Source organism: Streptomyces luteosporeus (genome assembly GCF_039532865.1).
GTDB classification, from domain to species: domain Bacteria; phylum Actinomycetota; class Actinomycetes; order Streptomycetales; family Streptomycetaceae; genus Streptomyces; species Streptomyces luteosporeus.
In genome coordinates this window covers 209445-231843 of record NZ_BAAASL010000007.1, presented here as the reverse complement: position 1 = coordinate 231843, position 22399 = coordinate 209445, and the positions used below count along the sequence as shown (strand labels likewise).

General features: G+C 71.9%; 22 protein-coding genes. 10 read left to right on the top strand and 12 right to left on the bottom strand.

Annotation, left to right across the window (positions count from 1 at the left end; all coding sequences use genetic code 11):
• Window positions 1-58 precede the first annotated feature (58 nt).
• Together ABD361_RS11315 and ABD361_RS11310 are read left to right on the top strand one after the other, a co-directional pair.
• Entirely contained in the window at window positions 59-553 is a 495-nt protein-coding gene (locus ABD361_RS11315; RefSeq protein ID WP_344434845.1) for a DUF3145 domain-containing protein, read from the top strand.
• A 64-nt stretch (window positions 554-617) separates the two neighbouring features.
• On the top strand, window positions 618-1508 hold the full coding sequence (locus tag ABD361_RS11310) for an NAD(P)-dependent oxidoreductase (protein WP_344434844.1): 891 nt from the start codon (window positions 618-620) through the stop codon (window positions 1506-1508).
• Between the two features lie 70 nt (window positions 1509-1578).
• On the opposite strand, the gene fabF is transcribed toward ABD361_RS11310, so the two are convergent.
• The 5 genes from fabF to ABD361_RS11285 all read right to left on the bottom strand — a co-directional run bounded on the left by fabF (window position 1579) and on the right by ABD361_RS11285 (window position 6514).
• On the bottom strand, window positions 1579-2841 hold the full coding sequence (fabF, locus tag ABD361_RS11305) for a beta-ketoacyl-ACP synthase II (RefSeq protein ID WP_344434843.1): 1263 nt from the start codon (window positions 2839-2841) through the stop codon (window positions 1579-1581).
• A gap of 65 nt (window positions 2842-2906) precedes the next feature.
• A complete protein-coding gene (locus tag ABD361_RS11300; RefSeq protein WP_344434842.1) occupies window positions 2907-3155 on the bottom strand; it encodes an acyl carrier protein in 249 nt (82 codons plus the stop codon).
• A 106-nt stretch (window positions 3156-3261) separates the two neighbouring features.
• Entirely contained in the window at window positions 3262-4266 is a 1005-nt protein-coding gene (locus tag ABD361_RS11295; protein WP_344434841.1) for a ketoacyl-ACP synthase III, read from the bottom strand.
• A 14-nt stretch (window positions 4267-4280) separates the two neighbouring features.
• Window positions 4281-5240: an ACP S-malonyltransferase gene (locus ABD361_RS11290; RefSeq protein ID WP_344434839.1), complete on the bottom strand. Its 960-nt coding sequence runs from the start codon at window positions 5238-5240 to the stop codon at window positions 4281-4283.
• Window positions 5241-5332: 92 nt separating this feature from the next.
• A complete protein-coding gene (locus ABD361_RS11285) occupies window positions 5333-6514 on the bottom strand; it encodes a PucR family transcriptional regulator (RefSeq protein WP_344434838.1) in 1182 nt (393 codons plus the stop codon).
• A gap of 106 nt (window positions 6515-6620) precedes the next feature.
• Here ABD361_RS11285 and ABD361_RS11280 point away from each other — a divergent pair, with 106 nt between their 5' ends.
• Window positions 6621-7292 (top strand): pirin family protein, encoded by a 672-nt coding sequence (locus tag ABD361_RS11280; RefSeq protein ID WP_344434969.1) that lies wholly within the window; start codon window positions 6621-6623, stop codon window positions 7290-7292.
• A gap of 116 nt (window positions 7293-7408) precedes the next feature.
• On the opposite strand, the gene ABD361_RS11275 is transcribed toward ABD361_RS11280, so the two are convergent.
• Entirely contained in the window at window positions 7409-8227 is an 819-nt protein-coding gene (locus ABD361_RS11275) for a serine hydrolase domain-containing protein (protein WP_344434837.1), read from the bottom strand.
• Window positions 8228-8339: 112 nt separating this feature from the next.
• Between ABD361_RS11275 and ABD361_RS11270 the strand changes: the two genes are divergently transcribed.
• Window positions 8340-8801, top strand: coding sequence for a MerR family transcriptional regulator (locus ABD361_RS11270; RefSeq protein ID WP_344434836.1), 462 nt, complete (start codon window positions 8340-8342; stop codon window positions 8799-8801).
• A 7-nt stretch (window positions 8802-8808) separates the two neighbouring features.
• Window positions 8809-9828, top strand: a complete 1020-nt coding sequence (locus tag ABD361_RS11265) for an aldo/keto reductase (RefSeq protein WP_344434835.1) — start codon at window positions 8809-8811, stop codon at window positions 9826-9828.
• Window positions 9829-10039: 211 nt separating this feature from the next.
• Here the strand turns inward: ABD361_RS11265 and ABD361_RS11260 are convergent, their stop codons facing one another.
• The 5 genes from ABD361_RS11260 to ABD361_RS11240 form a co-directional block, all read right to left on the bottom strand.
• Window positions 10040-10717, bottom strand: a complete 678-nt coding sequence (locus ABD361_RS11260) for a response regulator (RefSeq protein ID WP_344434834.1) — start codon at window positions 10715-10717, stop codon at window positions 10040-10042.
• Window positions 10714-12015, bottom strand: coding sequence for a sensor histidine kinase (locus ABD361_RS11255; protein ID WP_344434833.1), 1302 nt, complete (start codon window positions 12013-12015; stop codon window positions 10714-10716). Before ABD361_RS11255 ends, ABD361_RS11260 begins: the two co-directional genes overlap by 4 nt.
• Before the next feature lie 116 nt (window positions 12016-12131).
• Complete coding sequence (locus tag ABD361_RS11250; RefSeq protein ID WP_344434831.1) at window positions 12132-12992, bottom strand: DUF4429 domain-containing protein; 861 nt, start codon at window positions 12990-12992, stop codon at window positions 12132-12134.
• Window positions 12993-13057: 65 nt separating this feature from the next.
• Window positions 13058-14305 (bottom strand): alpha/beta hydrolase, encoded by a 1248-nt coding sequence (locus tag ABD361_RS11245; protein WP_344434829.1) that lies wholly within the window; start codon window positions 14303-14305, stop codon window positions 13058-13060.
• A 110-nt stretch (window positions 14306-14415) separates the two neighbouring features.
• On the bottom strand, window positions 14416-15087 hold the full coding sequence (locus ABD361_RS11240; protein WP_344434828.1) for a TetR/AcrR family transcriptional regulator: 672 nt from the start codon (window positions 15085-15087) through the stop codon (window positions 14416-14418).
• A gap of 78 nt (window positions 15088-15165) precedes the next feature.
• On the opposite strand from ABD361_RS11240, the gene ABD361_RS11235 reads away from it, so the two are divergent.
• A complete protein-coding gene (locus tag ABD361_RS11235) occupies window positions 15166-16758 on the top strand; it encodes an MFS transporter (RefSeq protein WP_344434827.1) in 1593 nt (530 codons plus the stop codon).
• A gap of 99 nt (window positions 16759-16857) precedes the next feature.
• Window positions 16858-17232, top strand: coding sequence for a peptidase inhibitor family I36 protein (locus ABD361_RS11230; RefSeq protein ID WP_425583195.1), 375 nt, complete (start codon window positions 16858-16860; stop codon window positions 17230-17232).
• Between the two features lie 126 nt (window positions 17233-17358).
• Here ABD361_RS11230 and aceE read toward each other — a convergent pair whose 3' ends face one another.
• A complete protein-coding gene (aceE, locus tag ABD361_RS11225) occupies window positions 17359-20091 on the bottom strand; it encodes a pyruvate dehydrogenase (acetyl-transferring), homodimeric type (RefSeq protein WP_344434826.1) in 2733 nt (910 codons plus the stop codon).
• 472 nt (window positions 20092-20563) lie between these two features.
• On the opposite strand from aceE, the gene ABD361_RS11220 reads away from it, so the two are divergent.
• The 3 genes from ABD361_RS11220 (at window position 20564) to ABD361_RS11210 (ending at window position 22394) form a co-directional block, all read left to right on the top strand.
• Complete coding sequence (locus ABD361_RS11220) at window positions 20564-20986, top strand: DUF3052 domain-containing protein (RefSeq protein WP_344434825.1); 423 nt, start codon at window positions 20564-20566, stop codon at window positions 20984-20986.
• Window positions 20987-21177: 191 nt separating this feature from the next.
• The gene (locus tag ABD361_RS11215) at window positions 21178-21636 is read left to right on the top strand and encodes a peroxiredoxin (RefSeq protein ID WP_344434824.1); all 459 of its coding nucleotides are present in this window, start codon (window positions 21178-21180) and stop codon (window positions 21634-21636) included.
• Between the two features lie 182 nt (window positions 21637-21818).
• Window positions 21819-22394: a TerD family protein gene (locus ABD361_RS11210; RefSeq protein WP_344434822.1), complete on the top strand. Its 576-nt coding sequence runs from the start codon at window positions 21819-21821 to the stop codon at window positions 22392-22394.
• Window positions 22395-22399: the final 5 nt, after the last annotated feature.

Here is a 22399-nt window from a genome sequence, read left to right as displayed (position 1 = left end):
CCGGCACGGCTGCGGGGCCGCTGGGGAAGGCGAACCTCGAACAGCACAGGAGGTCCCGGTGACGTCACGAGGGGTTCTGTACGTGCACTCCGCGCCCCGCGCGCTGTGCCCGCACGTCGAGTGGGCCGTGGCCGGCGTGCTCGGCGGGCGTGTCACCCTCGACTGGATCCGGCAGCCCGCCGCGCCCGGCACCTGGCGCGCGGAGTTCTCCTGGCAGGGCCGCCCCGGCACCGCCTCCCAGCTCGCCTCCGCGCTGCGCGGCTGGCACCTGCTGCGCTTCGAGGTGACCGCCGAGCCCTCCGCCACCGCCGAGGGCGAGCGCTACAGCTCCACCCCCTCCCTGGGCATCTTCCACGCCGTCACCGGCATCCACGGCGACATCCTCGTCCCCGAGGACCGGCTGCGGGCCGCGCTCGCCCGCGCCGCCCGCGGCGAGGGCGACCTGCAGGCCGAGGTGGCCAGGCTCCTGGGCAAGCCCTGGGACGACGAGCTGGAGCCCTTCCGCTACGCCGGCGAGGGCGCCCCCGTGCGCTGGCTGCACCAAGTGGTCTGACTTCCCCCCGCGCCCCCGGCGCGGCCCTGGGCACCGGTGCGCCCCGCGTCCTAGCGTCGGAGCCATGCCCGTTTCCCGTACGACCTCAGTCGCCGTTCTCGGCACCGGAATCATGGGCGCGGCCATGGCCCGCACCCTCGCCCGCGCCGGCCTGGACGTCCGGGCCTGGAACCGCACCCGCGCCAAGGCCGAACCGCTCGCCGCACACGGCATCACCGTGACGGACACGCCCGCCGACGCGGTGCGCGGTGCCGACGCCGTCCTGACCATGCTCCGCGACGGGCCGGCCGCAGGCGAGACCATGCGGGCCGCCGTGCCCGGCCTGCGGCCCGGCACGATCTGGATCCAGTCCACCACCGCCGGCCTCGACGGCCTCGCGGAGCTGGCCGCCTTCGCCGGGGAGAGCGGTCTGACCCTGGTCGACGCCCCCGTCCTGGGCAGCGAACAGCCCGCCGAGAAGGGCGAGCTCGTCGTGCTCGCCGCAGGACCGCACGCCGTGCGCGAGGCCGTGGCCCCGGTCTTCGACGCCATCGGCCGCCGTACGCTGTGGGTCGGCGACGACAGCGCGGAGGGAGCCGGGACCCGGCTCAAGATCGTCCTCAACAGCTGGGTGCTCACCGTCACCCACGGCACGGCGGAGGCCCTCGCGCTCGCCAGGGGCCTCGGCGTGGACCCCGCCCACTTCCTGCAGGCCCTCGAAGGCGGCAACCTGGACCTGCCCTACCTGCGGGCCAAGTCGCGCCTCCTGCTGGAGAACGCCCTCACCCCGCCCTCCTTCGCCACCACCACCGCCGAGAAGGACGCCCGGCTCATCGTGGCCGCCGCCGAGGCGGCCGGCGTCCGCCTGGACGTGGCCGAGGCGGGCGCCGAGCGCTTCCGCCGGGCCATCGCCCAGGGCCACGGCGAGCAGGACATGGCCGCCTCCTACTTCGCCAGCTTCGGCGAACCGCACTGAGGGAACAGCACTGAGGTACGCGCAGGGGCCCGCCCCGGCCGACGCCGGAACGGGCCCCTGTGGGCGTACGTCAGACCGTGCGCAGTGCGAGCACCACGTTGTGGCCGCCGAAGCCGAAGGAGTTGTTGATGGCCGCGATCGACCCCTCGGGCAGCGGACGCGGCTCGTCGCGCACGATGTCCGCGTCGATGTCGTCGTCCATCTCGTCGATGTTGATCGTCGGCGGGGCGACGCGGTGGTGCAGGGCCAGCACCGTCGCGACCGTCTCGATGCCGCCGGCACCGCCGAGCAGGTGACCGGTCATGGACTTCGTCGCGGAGACCGCGACGTGGTCCAGGTCCTCGCCGAGGACCTTGCGCAGCGCCTTGATCTCGGCGGCGTCGCCCTGCGGGGTGGAGGTGGCGTGCGCGTTGAGGTGCACGACCTCGGCCGGCTTGAGGTCCGTGGTGTCCAGCAGGTTCTGCAGGGCGGCGGCGATGCCGCGGCCCGTGGGCTCCGGCTGGGCGATGTGGTGGCTGTCCGCGGACAGGCCCTGGCCCAGCACCTCGCAGTAGACGCGGGCACCGCGCCGGGCGGCGTGCTCGGCGGACTCCAGGACGATCACGCCGGCGCCCTCGCCCAGGACGAAGCCGTCACGGGCCTTGTCGTACGGGCGGGAGGCCTTGGTGGGCTCGTCGTTGTTCTTGGACATCGCCATCATGCTGGCGAAGGCCGCGACGGGCAGCGGGTGGATGGCCGCCTCGGTGCCGCCGGCGACGACGATGTCGGCGCGGCCGGAGCGGATCATCTCGTAGGCGTAGCCGATGGCCTCGGCGCCGGAGGCGCAGGCGCTGACGGGGGTGTGCACGCCCGCCCGGGCGTTGACCTCCAGGCCCACGTTGGCGCTCGGGCTGTTCGGCATGAGCATCGGCACGGTGTGCGGGGAGACGCGGCGGGCGCCCTTGTCCTTGAGCACGTCGTACTGGTCGAGCAGGGTCGTCACGCCGCCGATGCCGGAGGCGATGACGGTGCCCAGGCGCTCGGGGTCGACGGAGTCGTCGTCACCGGCCTTGCCGGTGAAGCCGGCGTCCGCCCACGCCTCGCGCGCGGCGATCAGAGCGAACTGCGCCGAGCGGTCGAGCCTGCGGGCCAGCGGGCGGGGCAGCACCTCCTCCGGGTCCACCGCCGCCGTGGCGGCGATGCGGACCGGGAGGTCGGCGAACCGCTCGCCCTCCAGGGTCTTCACGCCGGAACGGCCCGCGAGCAGGCCCTCCCAGGTCGAAGCGCTGTCGCCACCCAGCGGTGTGGTTGCGCCGATACCGGTGACGACCACGGTGCGATTGGTCGAGTTCATCGGGATTCTGTCTCCACGTGTAGAGGTGCTGGAACCGCCACCGCCGGGTGGCGACGACGCTACGGTCAGTCCTGGTGCTTGAGGATGTAGTCGGCGGCGTCGCCGACCGTCTTCAGGTTCTTGACGTCCTCGTCCGGGATCTTGACGTCGAAGCGCTCTTCGGCGGCCACGACGACCTCGACCATGGACAGCGAGTCGACGTCCAGGTCGTCGGTGAAGGACTTGTCCAGCTGGACGTCCTCGACCGGGATGCCGGCGATCTCGTTGACGATCTCGGCGAGACCCTTGACGATCTCATCCTGGGTGTGGGCCATAGCGGCGCTCCTTTTATTCATGTGCGTTGGAACTGCGGTAAGGAAACTGCAGGGGCGGTGAGCTCCCGGTGGTGACCGGCCCGTGGGCGCGGTCCCGGAAACTCGCCTAGGGGAGGGTAACGACCGTCGCGGCGTACACGAGACCCGCCCCGAAGCCGATGAGGAGCGCGGTGTCCCCGCTCTTCGCCGCGCCGGTGGCCAGGAGCCGCTCCATGGCGAGCGGGATGGAGGCCGCGGAGGTGTTGCCCGTGGTCTCCACGTCCCGCGCGACCGTGACGCTCTCCGGCAGCTTGAGGGTCTTCACCATCGAGTCGATGATCCGCATGTTGGCCTGGTGCGGGATGAAGACGTCCAGGTCCTGCGGGCTGACCCCGGCCTCGTCCAGGGCCTGCTGGGCGATCTTCGCCATTTCGAAGACGGCCCAGCGGAAGACCGCCTGACCCTCCTGGGTGATGGCGGGGAACCGGACGTCGGACTCCTCGCGGTAGACGTCCCAGGCCACGGTCTGCTTGATGGTCTCGGCCTTGTCGCCCTCCGAGCCCCAGACGATCGGGCCGATCGCCGGCACGTCGGACGGGCCGACGACCACGGCGCCCGCGCCGTCGCCGAAGAGGAAGGCGGTGGCGCGGTCCTTGAGGTCGGTCAGGTCCGACAGCCGCTCCACGCCGATCACCAGGACGTGCTCGGCCGAGCCGCCCACGATGAAGTCCTTGGCCATGGTCAGGCCGTAGCCGAAGCCCGCGCAGCCGGCCGAGATGTCGAAGGCGGCGGGCTTGCCCGCACCCACCTTGTGGGCGATCTCGGTCGCGATGGCAGGGGTCTGCTTGAAGTGCGACACCGTCGCCACGACGACGGCGTCGATCCGGTCGGGCGAGATGCCGGCGGCGGCGATGGCCTTGCCGGCCGCCTCCAGCGACATGGCGGCCACGGTCTCCTCCGGGCCGGCCCAGTGCCGGGTGGCGATGCCCGAGCGGGAACGGATCCACTCGTCGGAGGAGTCGATGTGCTTGAGGATCTCCTCGTTGGGCACCACCCGGGTGGGGCGGTAGCCGCCGACGCCCATGATGCGCGCGTAGGGGGCACCCTTGGCGGGCTTGATGGTCGCGGTCATGGTGGACGGACTCCTTATTCGGCCGGGGCTGCGGCCGGGGTGGCGTGCTCGGCGATCAGCGCGCGGGCCTTGTCGAGGTCATCGGGAGACTTCAGCGCGACGGTCTCGACCCCGGGCAGGGCGCGCTTGGCCAGGCCGACGAGGGTGCCGCCGGGCGACAGCTCCAGGATGCCGGTGACGCCCAGCTCCTTGAAGGTCTCCATGCACAGGTCCCAGCGCACCGGGTTGGCCACCTGGCCCACCAGGCGCGTGACGACCTCGCGGCCGTCGGCCACGACGCCGCCGTCCTTGTTGGAGACGTAGGCCGTGCGCGGGTCCGCCGGGGACAGCTGTGCGACGGCCGCCTCCAGCGCGGAGACCGCGGGGGCCATGTGGTGCGTGTGGAACGCGCCCGCCACCTTCAGCGCGATGGCCTTGCGGGTGCCCTCGGGCAGGTCCTCGGCGAGCGCGGCCAGCTGCTCCAGCGTGCCCGCGGCCACGATCTGACCGGCGCCGTTGACGTTCGCCGGGGTCAGGCCCAGCTTCTCCAGGTGCGGCAGGACGGCCTCCGGGGCGCCGCCCAGCAGGGCGGACATGCCGGTCGGGGTCACCGCGGCGGCCTCGGCCATCGCCAGACCGCGGGTGCGCACCAGGCGCATCGCCTCTTCGTCGGTGAGGACACCGGTCAGCGCGGCGGCGGCGAGCTCGCCCACGCTGTGCCCGGCGCTCGCGCCGACCTGCGCAGCGAGGTCCTCGCCGGTGGAAAAGAGCTGCCTGGCCGACAGCAGGGCGGCCGCCACCAGCAGCGGCTGGGCGACCGCGGTGTCGCGGATCTCGTCGGCGTCGGCGTTCGTGCCGTAGTGGACAAGGTCCAGGTCAATGGCTGCCGACCACTCACGCAGGCGGTCTTCAACACCGGGAAGGTCGAGCCAGGGGGTCAGGAAGCCGGGCGTCTGAGCGCCCTGGCCGGGAGCGACGAGTACGAGCACCCTCACACTCTCTCTCGTGGACGGTATCGCCCACCCGTGGGGACAGGGACGAAGAACCGTCAGGGGAATTGTTAGTGTTCGACAAAAGCCTAAGCGTGTCACTCGGTGTCGGCCAGCCGCCCGAGGATCAGTGCGATCCGCAAGGTGAACGCCGAGCGGACATCGGAGGGTGACCATCCGGTGACGTCCGTCACACGTCGCAGCCGGTACCGCACGGTATTGGGGTGGACGAACAACATCCGCGCCGCCCCCTCCAGACTGCTCGCCTGCTCCAGATAGACGCTCAGCGTCTCCAGCAGAGCCGAGCCCGCCTCCTCCAGAGGTCTGTAGATCTCCTCCACCAGCTGCCGCCGCGCCGCCGGATCCCCGGCCATCGCCCGCTCCGGCAGCAGGTCGTCGGCCAGCACCGGCCGCGGCGCGTCCGGCCACGCCGAGCACGCCTTCAGCCCGGCCGCCGCGGCCTGCGCCGACCGCGTCGCCGCCAGCAGGTCCGGCACCACCGGCCCCGCCACCACCGGCCCCGCCGCGAACGGCCCGATCAGCGCCTTCGCCGCCTGCACCGGATTGTCCGAACCACCGGCGATCACCACCAGCCGGCTGCCCAGCACCCCCGTCAGCACCTGCAGCTTCGCATGCCGGGCGGCCCGCCGGATCGCCTCCACCGTCAGCTCGCTGTCCCCGTTGGGCGCCGTGCCCAGCACCACGCACACGTGCGCCGGGGCGTTCCAGCCCAGCGCCGCCGCCCGCGAGACCGCGCCCTCGTCCGCCTCGCCCGACAGCACGGCATTGACCACCAGCGACTCCAGCCGGGCGTCCCAGGCGCCGCGCGCCTCGGCCGCCTGCGCGTACACCTGGGCCGTGGCGAAGGCGATCTCCCGCGCGTAGACCAGCAGCGCCTCGCGCAACGACGACGCGTCGCCCGGGGCCGCCACCTCGTCGATGGCCGACTCCATGACCTCGATGGTCGTGCGCACCATCTCCACGGTCTGCCGCAGCGTGATCGCCCGCGTCAGCTCGCGCGGCGCCGTGCCGAACACGTCCGTGCTGATGGCCTGCGGCGTCTCCGGATGCCGGAACCACTCCGTGAACGCCGCGATACCGGCCTGGGCGACCAGGCCGATCCACGAGCGGTTCTCCGGGGGCATCGCCCGGTACCACGGCAACTGGGCGTCCATCCGGGCGATGGCCGCCGCGGCCAGCGTCCCGGAGGACTGCTCCAGATTGCGCAGCGTGGCGCTGTGCGGATGCGGGGTCGGGGTCTGGTCAGCTGGTTCAGGCACGGGGACAAGCCTGCCTTATTCGGGTGCGCTCCGGAGCCGCCGGTACCCCCGCGACGCCCGCAGCGGCACCCGGCAGAGCTACGGTGGCCCTGTGACGCGCCCTGTGATGCACGTGCAGCGGGCCGCCGACCGCTACCGCGGCGGTGAACCGGAGGCCGGGATCGACACCCGGCACGCCTTCTCGTTCTCGGGCTTCTACGACCCCGACAACGTGCGCTTCGGGCCGCTCGCCGCCTGCAACGAGGAGCGCCTCGCAGCAGGTGCGGGCTTCGCCGAGCACCCCCACCGGGACGTCGAGATCGTCACCTGGGTGATCGAGGGGCAGCTCGCCCACGAGGACTCCACCGGCCACGTCGTCACCGTCCGCCCCGGAGACCTCCAGCGCCTCAGTGCCGGCTCGGGCGCCCGGCACAGCGAACGCAACGCGGGGTCCACTCCGCTGCGGTTCGTCCAGATGTGGCTGACACCGTCCGACTTCGGCGGCGAACCCGAGTACGAGGTGGTACGCGGCATCGCCGACAGCACGCCGTACGCCCTCGCGCGGGCGGAAGCGGTGCTGCACGTCCGCAGGCTGCAGGGCGGGCAGCGGGCGGCGCTGCCGGATGCGCCGTGGCTGTACGTGCACGTGGTCCGCGGCGTTTGCCGGCTCGGCGAGGAGGTACTCCGCGAGGGCGACGCCGCACGGGTCCTCGACGCCGTCGGGATCGAGGCGGAGGCGATCGGCTCCGCCACGGAGCTGCTGGCGTGGGAGATGCACGCGGAGCCGCACTTCGGCTAGGGCCTGTGCCCCGAAGGGGCGCGGGGAACTGCGCGATCAGCCACCGACGGCCCGCAGCCGAACGCGCGGGCGCATCGTGGCTTGTCGCGCAGTTCCCCGCGCCCCTTCGGGGCGCGTTACGCCGAGCGCAGCTCGGTGAGGACGGCGTCAGTCAGGGGCGGCCAGGACTCCGTCGCCCAGGGGCCGAAAGCGCGGTCCGCCAGGGCGACGCACGCGGCCCCCGCCTCCGGGTCCACCCACAGGAACGTGCCGGCCTGGCCGAAGTGGCCGTACGTCCGCGGCGAGGAGGACGCCCCCGTCCAGTGCGGGGACTTCCCGTCGCGGATCTCGAAGCCCAGCCCCCAGTCGTTGGGGCGCTGGTGGCCGTAGCCCGGCAGGACGCCCGACAGGCCGGGGAAGGCCACCGACGTCGCCTCGCGGACCGTCTCGGCCGCCAGCAGTCGCGGCGCCTGCAGCTCCGCCGCGAAGCGGACGAGGTCCTCGACCGTGGAGACGCCGTCCTTGGCGGGCGAGCCCGGCAGGTCCGTGGCGCTCATGCCCAGCGGCTCCAGCACCGCCTGCCGCAGGTACTCGGCGAAGGGGATGTCCGTGGCCTTGGCGATGTGGTCGCCCAGCACCTCGAAGCCGGCGTTGGAGTACAGCCGGCGCGTGCCGGGAGCGGCCATCGGGCGGTGCTCGTCGAAGGCGAGGCCGGAGGTGTGCGCGAGCAGGTGGCGGACCGTCGAGCCCTCGGGGCCGGCCGGCTCGTCCAGTTCGATCGCCCCCTCCTCGACGGCGACGAGCGCGGCGTAGGCGGCCAGCGGTTTCGTGACGGAGGCCAGGGGGAAGCGGTGCCCGGTCGCGCCGTGCGCTCCCGCGCAGCTGCCGTCGGCCCGTACGACGGCCGCCGCAGCGGTGTCCACCGGCCAGTTCTCGATCATCCGCAGGCTCTCCATGGAAGGGAGCCTAACCCGCCCGCGTCCGCTCCCCGGATTCCCGCTTGCTTGGAGTGCACTCCAACTCTCTAGCGTTGAACCCGACGCAGACGGTTCGCGAGGGGGAAGCGGCATGACGGTGATCGACAGCATCCAGGTACCGGCTCCGGTCTGCAGGGAGCTGGACCGGCAGCGCAGCCGCCGCCCGGTGGGCCGGGAGCGCTACACGATCAGCGAAGTCGCCGCGTACGCCGGGCTGTCGGCGCACACCCTGCGCTGGTACGAGCGCATCGGGCTGATGCCGCACGTCGACCGCTCGCACACGGGCCAGCGCCGCTACACCGACCGCGACCTCGACTGGCTGGACCTGGTCGCCCGGCTGCGGCTGACCGGGATGCCGGTCGCGGACATGGTCCGCTACGCCGAACTCGTCCGCGAGGGCGACCACACCTTTCCCGAGCGCGAACGGCTGCTGAGCGCGCACCGCGAGGACGTCCGCAGGCGGATCGCGGAGCTGCGCAGCACGCTCGACGTGCTCGACTACAAGATTGAAAACTACGCCGCCGCCCGGAACCGGGCGCTCGAAGGGGCATGACGTACACATGAGCAACGACAAGATCGCAAGCGTGCGGCTCGGCACGGACGGCCCCGAGGTCGGCATCCAGGGCCTGGGCTGCATGGGCATGAGCTTCGCCTACGGACCGACCACCGACGAGGACGAGGCCCGCGCCACGCTGGAGCGGGCGCTGGAGCTGGGCGTCACGCTCTTCGACACCGCCGACATGTACGGCTTCGGCGAGAACGAGAAGTTCATCTCGCCGTTCATCCGGGCGCACCGCGAACAGGTCGTGCTGGCCACCAAGTTCGCCATCGTCGCCAACCCGGAGAACCCGGCGGAGCGCACCATCCGCAACGACGCCGCCTACATCCGCCAGGCGGTCGAGGGCAGCCTGCGCCGCCTCGGCGTCGAGGCGATCGACCTGTACTACATGCACCGCCGCAACCCCGACGTCCCGCTGGAGGAGTCGGTCGGCACGATGGCTGAGCTGGTGCGCGAGGGCAAGGTCAAGCACCTGGGCCTGAGCGAGGTGACGGGCAGTGAACTGCGCGAGGCGCACGCCGTGCACCCCATCGCGGCCGTGCAGTCCGAGTGGTCGCTGTTCAGCCGCGACATCGAGGAGAACGTCGTACCGGCGGCACGCGAGCTCGGCGTCGCGCTGGTGCCGTACTCCCCGCTGGGGCGCGGCTTCCTGACGGGCTCGTTCACCGACGCGAACAAGGACCTCACGCAGGACGACTGGCGGCGCACGCAGCCGCGCTTCACCGGCGACAACGCGGCCGCGAACGCGGCACTGCTGGAGCCGGTGCGGCGCGTCGCCGAGGCCCACGGCGCCACGCCCGCGCAGGTGGCACTGGCGTGGGTGCAGCAGCGGGCGCAGGTCGAGGGACTGGCGGTCGTGCCGATCCCGGGCACGCGCAAGCGCTCCCGCCTGGAGGAGAACGTGGGGGCGACGCGGCTGGTGCTCACCGCCGCGGAGCTGGCGGAGCTGGAGCCGATCGCGTCGAAGGTCGCCGGCGACCGCTACCCGGACATGTCCTTCACGTCGGCGGGCCGCGAGTAACGCCCGCGGCGGGCCTTTCCCGGGGCCGGTCCGGCGGATCTTCGTCACGCGGTGCCACGGCGCCCCGTCAGGGGCGCGGGGAACTGCGCGATCAGCCACCGACGGCCCGCAGCCGAAGCACGGCACCCCATCTGCGGGCGCGTCGTGGCTTGTCGCGCAGTTCCCCGCGCCCCTTCGGGGCGCTGCACCCCCGGCCGGGCCGGAGGGGCGCCTACTCCTCGCCCGGGGCGACCAGCCCCGACTCGTAGGCGAAGACCACCGCCTGCGCCCGGTCGCGCAGCCCCAGCTTCGCGAGCACCCGGCCCACGTGCGTCTTGACCGTCTGCTCCGCCAGCACCAGCCGCGCCGCGATCTCCTGGTTCGACAGGCCGCGGGCGATCAGCGACAGCACCTCCGTCTCCCGCGGCGTCAGCCCGTTCAGGCGGACGGAGCGGGTGCGGCGGCGGGGGGCCGCGCTCTTGGCGAAGTCGGCGATCAGGCGGCGGGTGACGGAGGGGGCGAGGAGGGCCTCGCCCGCCGCCACCACGCGCACGGCGGAGATGAGGTCCGCCGGTGGCGCGTCCTTGAGGAGGAAGCCGGAGGCGCCGGCGCGCAGCGCCTCGTAGACATAGTCGTCGACGTCGAAGGTGGTGAGCATCAGCACCTTGGGCCGGTGCTCGACCCCGCGGGGCGGGTCGAGCAGCTGCCGGGCGGCCTCCAGGCCGTCCATTTCCGGCATGCGCACGTCCATCAGCACCACGTCGGGGTGGACCCGGCGGCTGAGCTCCACGCCCTGCCGGCCGTCCGGCGCGTCGCCGACGACGTCGATGTCGCTCTGGGCGGCGAGGAGCGCGGCGAAGCCCGCCCGGACCATGGCCTGGTCGTCGACGATGATCACTCGGATGGTCAACGGGCTTCCTTCGCTGTGGGGGCCTGGGGGGTCAGGGGCAGCCGGGCCGCGACCCGGAAGCCGCCCTCGGGCAGCGGCCCGGCGTCGAGGGTGCCGCCGACCAGGCGTACGCGTTCGCGCATGCCGACCAGGCCGTGGCCGGTGCCGCCGCTCTCCAGGGGGGCCGCGTGCGGGTCGGCGGGGGCGGCGTTGACGACCAGGAGCATCAGGTCGGTGCCGTCGGTCACCGACACGGACACGCTGGTGGCCGCGCCGGGGGCGTGCCGCACGGCGTTGGCGAGGGCCTCCTGCACGATGCGGTACGCGGAGAGGTCGACGGCCTGGGGCAGGCCGTCCGGCAGCGGGTCCGGCACGGTCAGCTCGACCGGGAGCCCGGAGCGTACGGTCGCCTCGACCAGCTGGGGGATGCGCGCGATGCCGGGCTGGGGCGCCCGCTCGGAGCCGCCGCCCTCGGAGGCGTCCGCGCTGCGCAGGACGCCGAGCAGGCGCCGCATCTCGGTCAGGGACTCGCGGGCGGTGGTGGCGATGGAGCCGAACTCCTCGCGCGCCTCGTCCGTCAGCCCGGTCAGCCGGTAGGGCGCGCTGTCGGCCTGCACGGTGATGACGGACATGTGGTGGGCGACGACGTCGTGGAGCTCGCGGGCGATGCGGGCGCGCTCCTCCAGCAGGGTGCGGTGGGCGCGTTCGGCTTCGCTGATGGTCTCCTGTTCGGCGAGCGCCCGCCGGGCGTCGCCGCGTTCGCGCAGGGCGCCGCCGACCAGGAACAGCACGCCGCTGAGTACCACGGGAACGATCCAGGTGCCGTCGCCGGGGTCACCGGAGAAGGTGTGGAAGCCGATGCCCGCCAGCAGGGTCAGCAGCCAGGCGGCCACGAGCGTGGAGCGCCGCTCGCGCAGGGTGAGGGCGAGCGTGAGCACGAGCAGGCCGATGACGGCGGTCGGCGGCCACGGCCAGGGCCGTTCGGCCGGCGGAGGCAGCAGGCAGACGGCGGCGGCGACGTGGGCGCAGAAGGCGATGGCCCAGGCGGCCAGCGGCCGGCGCACGGCCATCAGCAGCGGCCCGGTCTGCAGCAGGGCGAACAGCAGGGACAGCCCCGCCGGCAGCCCGTACTCGCGGGTGAGCAGGACGGCGGTGACCGGCAGCAGGATGACGAGGAACAGCCAGCCGACCAGGTACGGCAGCAGCCGCACGAAGGGGCGGCGGGAGCGGGCGAACAGCGGCACCGGGGGCCCGGCGGGCGTACAGGCGTCGCGCAGCAGGGCCAACGGCCGGGCGAGGGGCGGTGACAGCGGGGACATGACGTGATCAGCCTAGGCGTACGGGCCCGGCTCCCGCGTCACCCCCCGGTGCCGTCCCTGCGGCCCGGACTTCATACCCCGGTATCACACGCGCGCGTTTCCCGTGTTCCCCGCGCTCACAGCTCCGCCAGCAGCTCGGCCTTCTTCGCGCTGAACTCGTCGTCGGTCAGCAGCCCGGCCTCGTGCAGCTCGCCGAGGTGGCGGATGCGGTCGGCGATGCCTCCGGGGTCGGGGCGGGCGGCGGGCACGGGAGCGGGCGCCGGCCGGTCGGGCCGGGCCCGGACGGCCTGCAGGACCGCGGCGGCGAACGGCAGGGACTCGTGGACCAGGCCGTAGCCCCTGCCGAAGACGACCGCGGCCGGATCCTGGTCGGCCGGGGCGGGCCGGGTGCCGTCGGTGCCGCGGCGCAGCAGCCGCAGGTGCCCGCCGTCGGAGTCGGGGGAGCGCCACTGCACCCCGGAGAGCTCCTCCAGGCCGAAGCGCTGGTCCCCCGCCTTCCACTTGGCGGAGGAGGCGCCCGTCCAGAACCAGCGGAAGGAGACGGCCGATCCGTCGAAGGACGCCTTGCCGTCGTAGGCCTTGAAGGACAGCGGCGGCGCCGGTGCCGCCACCAGGTGCCGCTCGGCCGGCTCCGCGGCGTGCGGGCCGAGCTCGGCCCGTATGCGCTCGGCGAAGTACTCGGCGAGCAGGGCCCGTTCGGCGGGGAGTACCAGCCGGTAGGGGTCGTTGCCCTCCTTGAGGCGGCCCTCGGCCGCGTCCACCAGCGGGTCGGCGCCGGCTCTGGGCACGGCGCGCAGCACCACCGTGCCGTGTCTCCCCGGGGCCTGCTCGACGGCCGCGAGCGCCTCGTAGGGGACGCGCCGCTCGCCGAGCACCTGCAGCAGCTTCGGTGTGCGGATCCCCCGTTCGAAGCGGATGAGCACGGAGTCGGTGTCGAACTCCCAGACGGTGTGGAAACCCGTCAGCACATCACCCATGCCGCTCATCGTAAGCGGCACCCGCGCGGGCGTCCCCCCTCGTGGCGCTACGCGCGTCAAGCCCGTCAGGCCGCGGCGGCGCCGGCGGTACGGTCCAGGCCGTCCGTGCAGTCACCGGTGTCACCGGCGCACCGCACGGCGTCGACGGCACCGACGCCGATGTCGGCGAAGTTGGCCAGGCTGGTGGTGCCGGGACGGAAGTAGCCGGCGTGGCCCTCGGCGTCGGCCGCCGACAGCACGCGGGCGCCGAAGCCCGCGGAGACCGGGTCGGCGCCGTGGCCCAGGCCGCCGACCTCCATGTGCGGCACGCCCCGGATCCAGTCGTCGGCGTCCCGCATCGCCCATATCCGGGCCGTGGTGCGCAGGTCGGAGACGCGGTCGGCGCGCATGCCGGGGCTGCCGGCGACGGCGACGTCCGTCACGCGCGGGGAGAGGTCGCGGGCGGCGACGCCGCACACCACCGAGCCGTAGCTGTGGCAGAACAGCGAGACGCGGGAGTCGCCGGGCAGGGTGCGCACCAGCTTGCGCAGGCGCAGCGCGCCCTCGGCGGCGAGCTTGCCGGTGGCGGCGTCCATGCCGACGCCGACGGGGGAGGTGTAGTCGGCCCAGGCGATGACGGCGGTCCCGGCGGCGGGGGCCGCCTTCCGCTCGGCGTCGTAGAGCGAGCGGGCCATGCCCACCGGCGCGCTGTAGGCGCGCTGGGTCTTCTCGAAGGTCAGCACGTTGGTGTCGACGCCGGGGACGATCACGGAGACGTGCCGGGCGTGGTCGAGGTCGCCGATGACCTCGGCCACCCGGCCGTCGCCGGCCGGGTCGAAGGCGAGCACCTGCCGGCCGTCGGCCAGCAGCGATTCGAAGCGGTGCATGCGCCGGCCGGCCTCGTAGCGGCCGCCGGGGGTGAGCCCGCTGTCGTGGGTGCGGTGCTCCTCGGCCGCGCTCGCCTGGGCGAGCGCGATGCGGTTGGCGCGGTAGCGCAGGGCCAGGGGCGCCCCGCCGAGGTTGCCGACGACCAGCGGATAGTGGTCGGCCAGCCGCTCGCGCTGGCCTTGCGTGAGGGCGGCGAAGAAGCGGGCGATGACGGTGGGTTCGGCGTCGGCCGGCGGCAGCGACCGCCCGCCTATGGAGCCGTGGTGCCACGCCGCGAGCGCCGCGGTGCGCGGGTCGGTGGTTCCCTTGTGCCCCTTGACGGCCGTCCAGCCCGTTGTGGCGAGCATCACGAACACCACGGCCAGCGCGAGCAGTGCGCGCCAGGCCGTGGAGGCGTTGGCCCAGGGGATGGCGGAGGGGGAGCCGAGCTCCGGGAAGGAAGTCACCGCCGACCACAGTAGGAGAAAAAGGAGGCCGCCCGGGAATCCGGTGAGCTATCTCACGTTTGAATCAACGGCATTTGGGCGCGGAAGAGTGTGTTCCGTGCAGGGTCCGTTCAAGAACGCCAGTTTTCGGCCAGCGCCGGACCGATGTGGTCCAAGTAGCCGGCGGTGACCCGGCGGAACGCCTCCTTGTCGCTCCCCAGGAGATCGCCCCAGCGCTTGACCACCTCCCGCATCACCCCGCCGAACGCCGCGACGATGATCCGCGGGCGCGGGTCGTCGGCCGGCATCCCCTCGCGGCGGGCGATCTCCGCGGTGAGCCGGTCCTCCAGCTCGGCCGACATCCGCAGCTGGGCGGCCAGCAGCTGCGGGGTCTCCTGGACCGTACGGAAGGTGGCCACGTGCAGCTCCAGCGGGACGACCGAGGCAATGGCCTGGTCGATGGTGTCCCAGGAGGCCAGCACGGCCGTGCGCAGGGCCGTCAGCGGCGACTCCGCGGCCGGCCGCGCGCACACCGCCTCGAAGAAGTGCTCCTCCACCATCCGCTGGACGGACAGCGCGACCTCCTCCTTGCCCGCGAAGTAGCGGAAGAAGGTGCGCTGCGAGACGTCGGCCGCGGCGGCGATCTCGTCCACCGTCGTGCGCTCGTACCCCTGCCGGGCGATCAGCTCCAGCGCGGAGCGGATCAGGGCGTCCCTGGTCCGGCGCTTCTTGCGTTCGCGCAGCCCGGGGGGCATCTCCGCCGGGACCTCGATCGCCTGCATGGCCGCCTCTTCCTCCGTCATCCACACCCTTGTGAAATGGCAGATTATGACGCTTGGAACCGTTGGTCACTTGTCAGTGACTGCCATAATCTCGGAAGCATGACTCAGACCACCGTCGCCGACGCGACGTCGGACCTGAAGCCCCCGAAGGGATTACGGGGACATCCCTGGCTGACCCTCGTGTCGGTCGCGATCGGCGTGATGATGGTGGCGCTCGACGGAACGATCGTCGCCATAGCCAATCCCGCCATACAAAAAGACCTCGGCGCCTCGCTCGCCGACGTCCAGTGGATCACCAACGCCTACCTCCTCGCCCTCGCCGTCGCGCTGATCACGGCGGGCCGGCTCGGCGACCGCTTCGGCCACCGGCTGGTCTTCCTCATCGGTACCACCGGTTTCGCCCTCTCCTCCGGACTCATCGCCCTCTCCGGCAGCGTGTCGCTCGTCGTCGCCCTGCGCGTCGTCCAGGGCCTCGCCGGCGCCCTGCTGATGCCCGCCGCGCTCGGCCTGCTGCGCGCGGTCTTCCCCGCCGAGCGGCTCAACACGGCCATCGGCGTCTGGGGCATGGTCATCGGCGCCTCCACCGCCGGCGGCCCCATCGTCGGCGGACTGCTCGTCGAACACGTCAACTGGCAGTCCGTCTTCTTCATCAACGTCCCCGTCGGCGCCCTCGCCCTCGCGCTCGGCCTCGTCATCCTCAAGGACCACCGGGTCGAGGGCGCCCCCCGCACCTTCGACGCCCCCGGCGTCGCCCTGCTCTCCGGCGCGATGTTCTGCCTGGTCTGGGCGCTGATCAAGGCGACCGACTGGACCTGGGGCGACGCACGGACGGTGACCTTCCTGGGCGTCGCCGGCCTGCTCTTCGCCCTCTTCGTCACCTGGGAGATCCGGGGCACCCGCGAGCCCCTGCTGCCCATGGGGCTCTTCCGCTCCCTCCCGCTGTCCGCCGGCACCGTCCTGATGGTCCTGATGGCCTTCGCCTTCATCGGCGGACTGTTCTTCGTGACCTTCTACCTGCAGAACGTCCACCGGCTCAGTCCCGTCGACGCCGGACTGCACCTGCTGCCGCTGACCGGAATGATGATCGTCGGCTCACCCGCCGCGGCCGCCCTGATCACCCGGATCGGACCGCGCATCCCGCTGGTGATCGGCATGGCCAGCACCGCCGTCGCCTGCGTGGGGCTGAGCACCCTGGACGCCGGCACGGACACCCCCACCATGTCCCTGTGGTTCGCCCTGATGGGCGTCGGCCTCGCGCCCGTCATGGTCGGCGCCACCGAGGTCATCGTCGGCAACGCGCCGCTGCGGCACGCGGGGGTCGCCAGCGGCCTGCAACAGGCGGCGATGCAGGTGGGCGGATCCCTCGGCACCGCCGTCCTCGGCGCCGTCATGGCCCTGCGCGTCGACGACCTGCTGCCGCGCGCCTGGGAACGGGCCGGGCTGCCCCCGGGCACGCCGGAACAGATGGACCAGGCGAGCCACGCCGTCCAGGTCGGCGTCGCGCCCGTCCCGCCCGGGGTCCCGCCGCAGGTGGCGGAGCGCATCACCACGGTCGCCCATGACACTTTCGTGTCAGGCATGCGGCTCGGATTCCGGGTGGCCGCGTGCGTCGCGGTCCTCGCGGCGCTGGTCGCGCTGTTCACCAGGCGCGGCGAGCACGCCGCGCAGGCGGCGGGCCCCGGTCACCTCTAGACACTTCCCCTATCAGGGCGTGACCGGTTGAACACCCTTGGCAACAGCCGCAGCGGGCACAAGACTCCTCACATCGACCGAGTGGGGGAGTGATGCGTCATGCGTATGTTTCGTGCTGCCGCGGTAGCCGTGGGCCTGGCCGGGACGGTGGTCCTGGCGCTCGCACCGGCTGCGAGCGCCGGGTCCGCGCAGCGGACCGGCGCCTGCGCGGCAGGCCAGCTGTGCCTGTGGCCGAAGGCCCACTTCAAGGGGCAGGCACAGGTGGCCGAGCTGGAGGGCACCACGACGGAGAGCTGCGTGCCGCTGCCCGAGGGCACGTCGGCGCTGTCGCTGGCCAACCGGACGGGGCACCCGGTGACGACGTACCAGAGTGCCACGTGCGGCGAGACGGGTGAGTTCCAGACGTACCCGTCGGGTACGTGGGCGCCCGAGTCACCGTACGTGGTGCGTGCGTACAAGGTGTGGGAGCGCTGAGAGGCTGCTTGTGGGCAATCGTTCCGCAGGGCGGAACGGGTGGGCACAAGCGGACCGACGGCGTCGGCCACGGCAAAGCACAGGGCCCCGGACGGCGAAGCCGTCCGGGGCCCTGTGGGGTACTACTTACGCGTCACCACCGGCCGCGCCGGGGTCGGCCGCGGCCACGTCGAGCAGCTCGTAGCGGTCGATCGCCTGCTTGAGCGCAGAGCGGTCGATCTTGCCCTCCTTGGCCAGCTCCGTGAGCACACCCAGCACGATCGACTGCGCGTCGATGTGGAAGAAGCGGCGCGCAGCGCCCCGCGTGTCGGCGAAGCCGAAGCCGTCCGCGCCGAGCGAGGAGTACGTGCCGGGCACCCAGCGGGCGATCTGGTCCGGGACGGCGCGCATCCAGTCGGACACGGCGACCTTCGGGCCCTCGGCGCCGGTGAGCTTCTTCGTCACGTACGGGACGCGCTGCTCCTCCTCGGGGTGGAGCAGGTTGTGCTCCTCGACCTCGATGGCGTCGCGGCGCAGCTCGTTCCAGGAGGTCGCCGACCAGACGTCCGCCTTGACGTTCCACTCCTCGGCGAGGATGCGCTGGGCCTCGACGGCCCACGGCACGGCCACGCCGGAGGCGAGGATCTGCGCCGGGATGGCGCCGGCCTCGCCGGCCTTGTAGCGGTAGAGGCCCTTGAGGATGCCCTCGGCGTCCACGTTCTCCGGCTCGGCCGGGTGCTGGATCGGCTCGTTGTAGACGGTGAGGTAGTAGAAGATGTCCTCTGCGTTCTCGCCGTACATGCGGCGCAGACCGTCCTGGACGATGTGCGCGATCTCGTAGCCGAACGCCGGGTCGTACGCGACGACGGCCGGGTTGGTCGAGGCCAGCAGGTGCGAGTGGCCGTCGGCGTGCTGCAGGCCCTCACCGGTCAGGGTGGTGCGACCGGCGGTGGCGCCGAGGACGAAGCCGCGGGCCAGCTGGTCGGCCATCTGCCAGAACTGGTCGCCGGTGCGCTGGAACCCGAACATCGAGTAGAAGACGTAGATCGGGATCAGCGGCTCGCCGTGCGTGGCGTAGGCGGAGCCGGCGGCGATCAGCGAGGCGGTGCAGCCGGCCTCGGAGATGCCGTCGTGCAGCATCTGGCCGGTCGGGGACTCCTTGTAGGCGAGCAGCAGCTCGCGGTCCACGGCCTCGTACTGCTGGCCCAGCGGGTTGTAGATCTTCGCCGACGGGAACAGCGAGTCCATGCCGAAGGTGCGGTACTCGTCGGGGGCGATCGGCACGAAGCGCTTGCCGATCTCCTTGTCCCGCATGAGGTCCTTCAGCAGGCGGACGAACGCCATGGTGGTGGCGATCGCCTGCTGGCCGGAGCCCTTCTTGATGGGGGCGTAGACCTTGTCGCCGGGCAGGTTCAGCGGCTTGGAGCGGTCCACACGGGTGGGCACGTAGCCGCCGAGCGCCTTGCGGCGGTCGTGCATGTACTGGATCTCCTCCGAGTCGCGACCCGGGTGGTAGTACGGCGGCAGGCCGGACTCCAGCTCCTTGTCGGCGATCGGGATGTGGAGGCGGTCGCGGAAGCGCTTGAGGTCCTCGACCGTGAGCTTCTTCATCTGGTGGGTCGCGTTGCGGCCCTCGAAGTTCGGGCCGAGCGTCCAGCCCTTGACCGTCTGGGCCAGGATCACGGTCGGCTGGCCCTTGTGGGCCTTGGCCGCCGCGTAGGCCGCGTAGATCTTCTTGTGGTCGTGACCGCCGCGACCCAGGTGCAGGATCTGGTCGTCGGTCATGTTCTCGACCATCTTGCGCAGACGGTGGTCGTCGCCGAAGAAGTGCTCGCGGATGTACGCACCGGTCTCGGTGGCGTACGTCTGGAACTGGCCGTCGGGGGTGCTGTTGAGCTTGTTGACCAGGATGCCGTCGCGGTCCTGGGCCAGCAGCGGGTCCCAGGAGCGGTCCCACACCAGCTTGATCACGTTCCAGCCGGCGCCGCGGAACTGCGACTCCAGCTCCTGCATGATCTTGCCGTTGCCGCGGACCGGGCCGTCGAGGCGCTGCAGGTTGCAGTTGACGACGAAGGTCAGGTTGTCCAGGCCCTCGCGCGCGGCCAGGGACAGCTGGCCGAGCGACTCCGGCTCGTCCATCTCGCCGTCGCCCAGGAACGCCCAAACGTGGGACTTGGAGGTGTCGGCGATGCCGCGCGCCTCCATGTAGCGGTTCATGCGGGCCTGGTAGATCGCGCCGAGCGGGCCGAGGCCCATCGAGACGGTCGGGAACTCCCAGAAGTCCGGCATCAGGCGCGGGTGCGGGTAGCTCGACAGGCCGTAGGGGGCCTTCGACTTCTCCTGGCGGAAGGCGTCCAGCTGCTGCTCGGAGAGCCGGTCCAGCAGGAAGGCGCGCGCGTAGACACCGGGGGAGGCGTGGCCCTGGAAGAAGATCTGGTCGCCGCCGTCGCCGTCGTCCTTGCCACGGAAGAAGTGGTTGAAGCCCACGTCGTACAGCGAGGCGGAGGAGGCGAAGGTGGCGATGTGGCCGCCGACGCCGATGCCCGGGCGCTGGGCGCGCGAGACCATGACGGCCGCGTTCCAGCGGGTCGCGTTCAGGATCTTGCGCTCGATCTCCTCGTTGCCGGGGAAGAACGGCTCGTCCTTGGTCGCGATGGTGTTGACGTAGTCCGTGCTGCGCATCTCGGGCACGGCCACGCGCTTCTCGCGGGCCCGCTCGATCAGGCGGAGCATGAGGTAGCGGGCACGTTCCCGGCCTCGCTCATCGACAGCCGCGTCGAGCGAGTCGAGCCATTCCTGGGTCTCTTCGGGATCGAAGTCCGGGACCTGGCTGGGAAGACCGCCAATGATGATCGGGTTGCGATCGGATCCGGAAGCCACGCTGTTCCTTCGTTGTTCGGGTCGTGCCGCGCACGCGGTCAACACTGTCTATATGTCGCGCCGGCTCCCATCGTGGACCGCGGCGGCGGAAACGTCATCTCTACTGGGTGGTAACCACCGCAGAGCGAGACGAATCGTTCTGATGTCGGGTGGCGCCCGGCGTTGGTCGCCTCGGGCGCCGAATCGCAACCATACGCCCCCAATGCAGGGTGCTCGCGTACGGCCGTTCGGCCGCGGGGGTCGTCATTGCGGGGAGTAACTTCGCAAACCCGGCATCATACTGTGACGTGAATCACTTGCGCTTGCGCTCCGATGGTTGGAGTTGCCATGAGACGTCCGCGTCCGTCAACGTTTCGGCGGTCCCCATGGCCGGGTACTTGCGCGATCGGTCCGGCACGTGTGGACTACGCCCAATGCCTTGCGTACGCGAGGAGCACAAGACAATTTCCCGAAACATGACAGGAGACAATCCGTGAGCGCGACCGCGGACCACGCGGAGGAGCGGAGCAACCCCGCCGCCAGGCTGGGGTTCGAGCCCGGACAGGTGGTCCAGGAGATCGGTTACGACGATGACGTCGATCATGATCTCCGTGAGGGTATCGAGTCCGTCATCGGTCAGGATCTCGTCGACGAGGACTACGACGACGTGGCCGACGTCGTCCTGCTGTGGTTCCGGGACGAGGACGGCGACCTCACGGACGCGCTGGTGGATGCCATCGGCTTCCTCGACGACGGCGGCAACATCTGGCTGCTGACCCCCAAGACGGGGCGCGACGGCTACATCGAGCCGAGCGACATCCAGGACGCCGCGCAGACTGCCGGGCTTTCCCAGACCAAGAGCATCTCCGTGGCCAAGGACTGGAGCGGCACCCGGCTGGCCGCGCCCAAGCGCTAGCCCCCGCAGACACCCCGCCCGCCTCCGGCAGCAGGCCGCAGCGTCGGGCACGAGCACCCCCGGTGACCCTCGTCACCGGGGGTGCCGGCGTTTCGGGCGGATGTCGTTCCCCGGGGGTCGGGTGATTCCCCCGGGAGTGCAGTGACAGACTGGGCCCGCCGACAGGTCCCGTCACCAGAAAGGTGTTCCCCATGGCAATCGCCGTAGGCGACAAGGCTCCGGACTTCGAGCTGAAGAACCAGCACGGCGAGACCGTCCGGCTCTCCGACTTCCGGGGCGAGAAGAACGTCGTCCTGCTCTTCTACCCCTTCGCCTTCACCGGCGTGTGCACCGGCGAGCTGTGCGCCCTGCGCGACGAGCTGCCGAAGTTCGTCAACGACGACGTGCAGCTGCTCGCCGTCTCCAACGACTCCCCGTTCTCCCTGCGCGTCTTCGCCGAGCAGGAGGGCCTTGAGTACCCGCTGCTGTCGGACTTCTGGCCGCACGGCGAGGCCAGCCGCGCCTACGGCGTCTTCGACGAGGAGAAGGGCTGCGCCCTGCGCGGCACCTTCGTCATCGACAAGGAGGGTGTCGTGCGCTGGACGATCGTCAACGGCCTGCCCGACGCGCGTGACCTGAACGAGTACACCAAGGCGCTCGCCGCGCTCTGAGCGCGCCGTCGCCAGTGCACTCCCGGGACGCCTGGGGCAACCCTGCCCGGCGTCCCGGGCGTCCTTGGTGCAAGACCCTGTCGACGCCGGGAACCGGTCACTAGGATCCACACGTTGATCGGGTGCCATCGCACAACCGGGGGCGCGGGAAACGCCTGGCCCCTCGAACCAATGGAGGACTCGTGGGAGTCAGTCTCAGCAAGGGCGGCAACGTCTCGCTGACCAAGGCGGCCCCGAACCTGACCGCGGTCGTCGTCGGTCTCGGCTGGGACGCCCGTACGACCACCGGTACGGACTTCGACCTGGACGCCAGCGCGCTGCTGACCAACGACCAGGGCAAGGTTGCCAACGACCAGAACTTCGTGTTCTTCAACAACCTCAAGAGCCCCGACGGCTCGGTCGAGCACACCGGCGACAACCTCACCGGTGAGGGCGAGGGCGACGACGAGCAGATCAAGGTGAACCTCGCCGCCGTGCCGGGCGACGTCGCCAAGATCGTCTTCCCGGTCTCGATCTACGAGGCCGAGGCCCGCCAGCAGAGCTTCGGCCAGGTGCGCAACGCCTACATCCGCGTCGTCAACCAGGCCGACAACACCGAGCTGGCCCGCTACGACCTCAGCGAGGACGCCTCCACCGAGACGGCCATGGTCTTCGGCGAGCTCTACCGCCACGGCGCCGAGTGGAAGTTCCGGGCCATCGGCCAGGGCTACGCCTCGGGCCTGCGCGGCATCGCCCAGGACTTCGGTGTGAACGTCTGACGTCC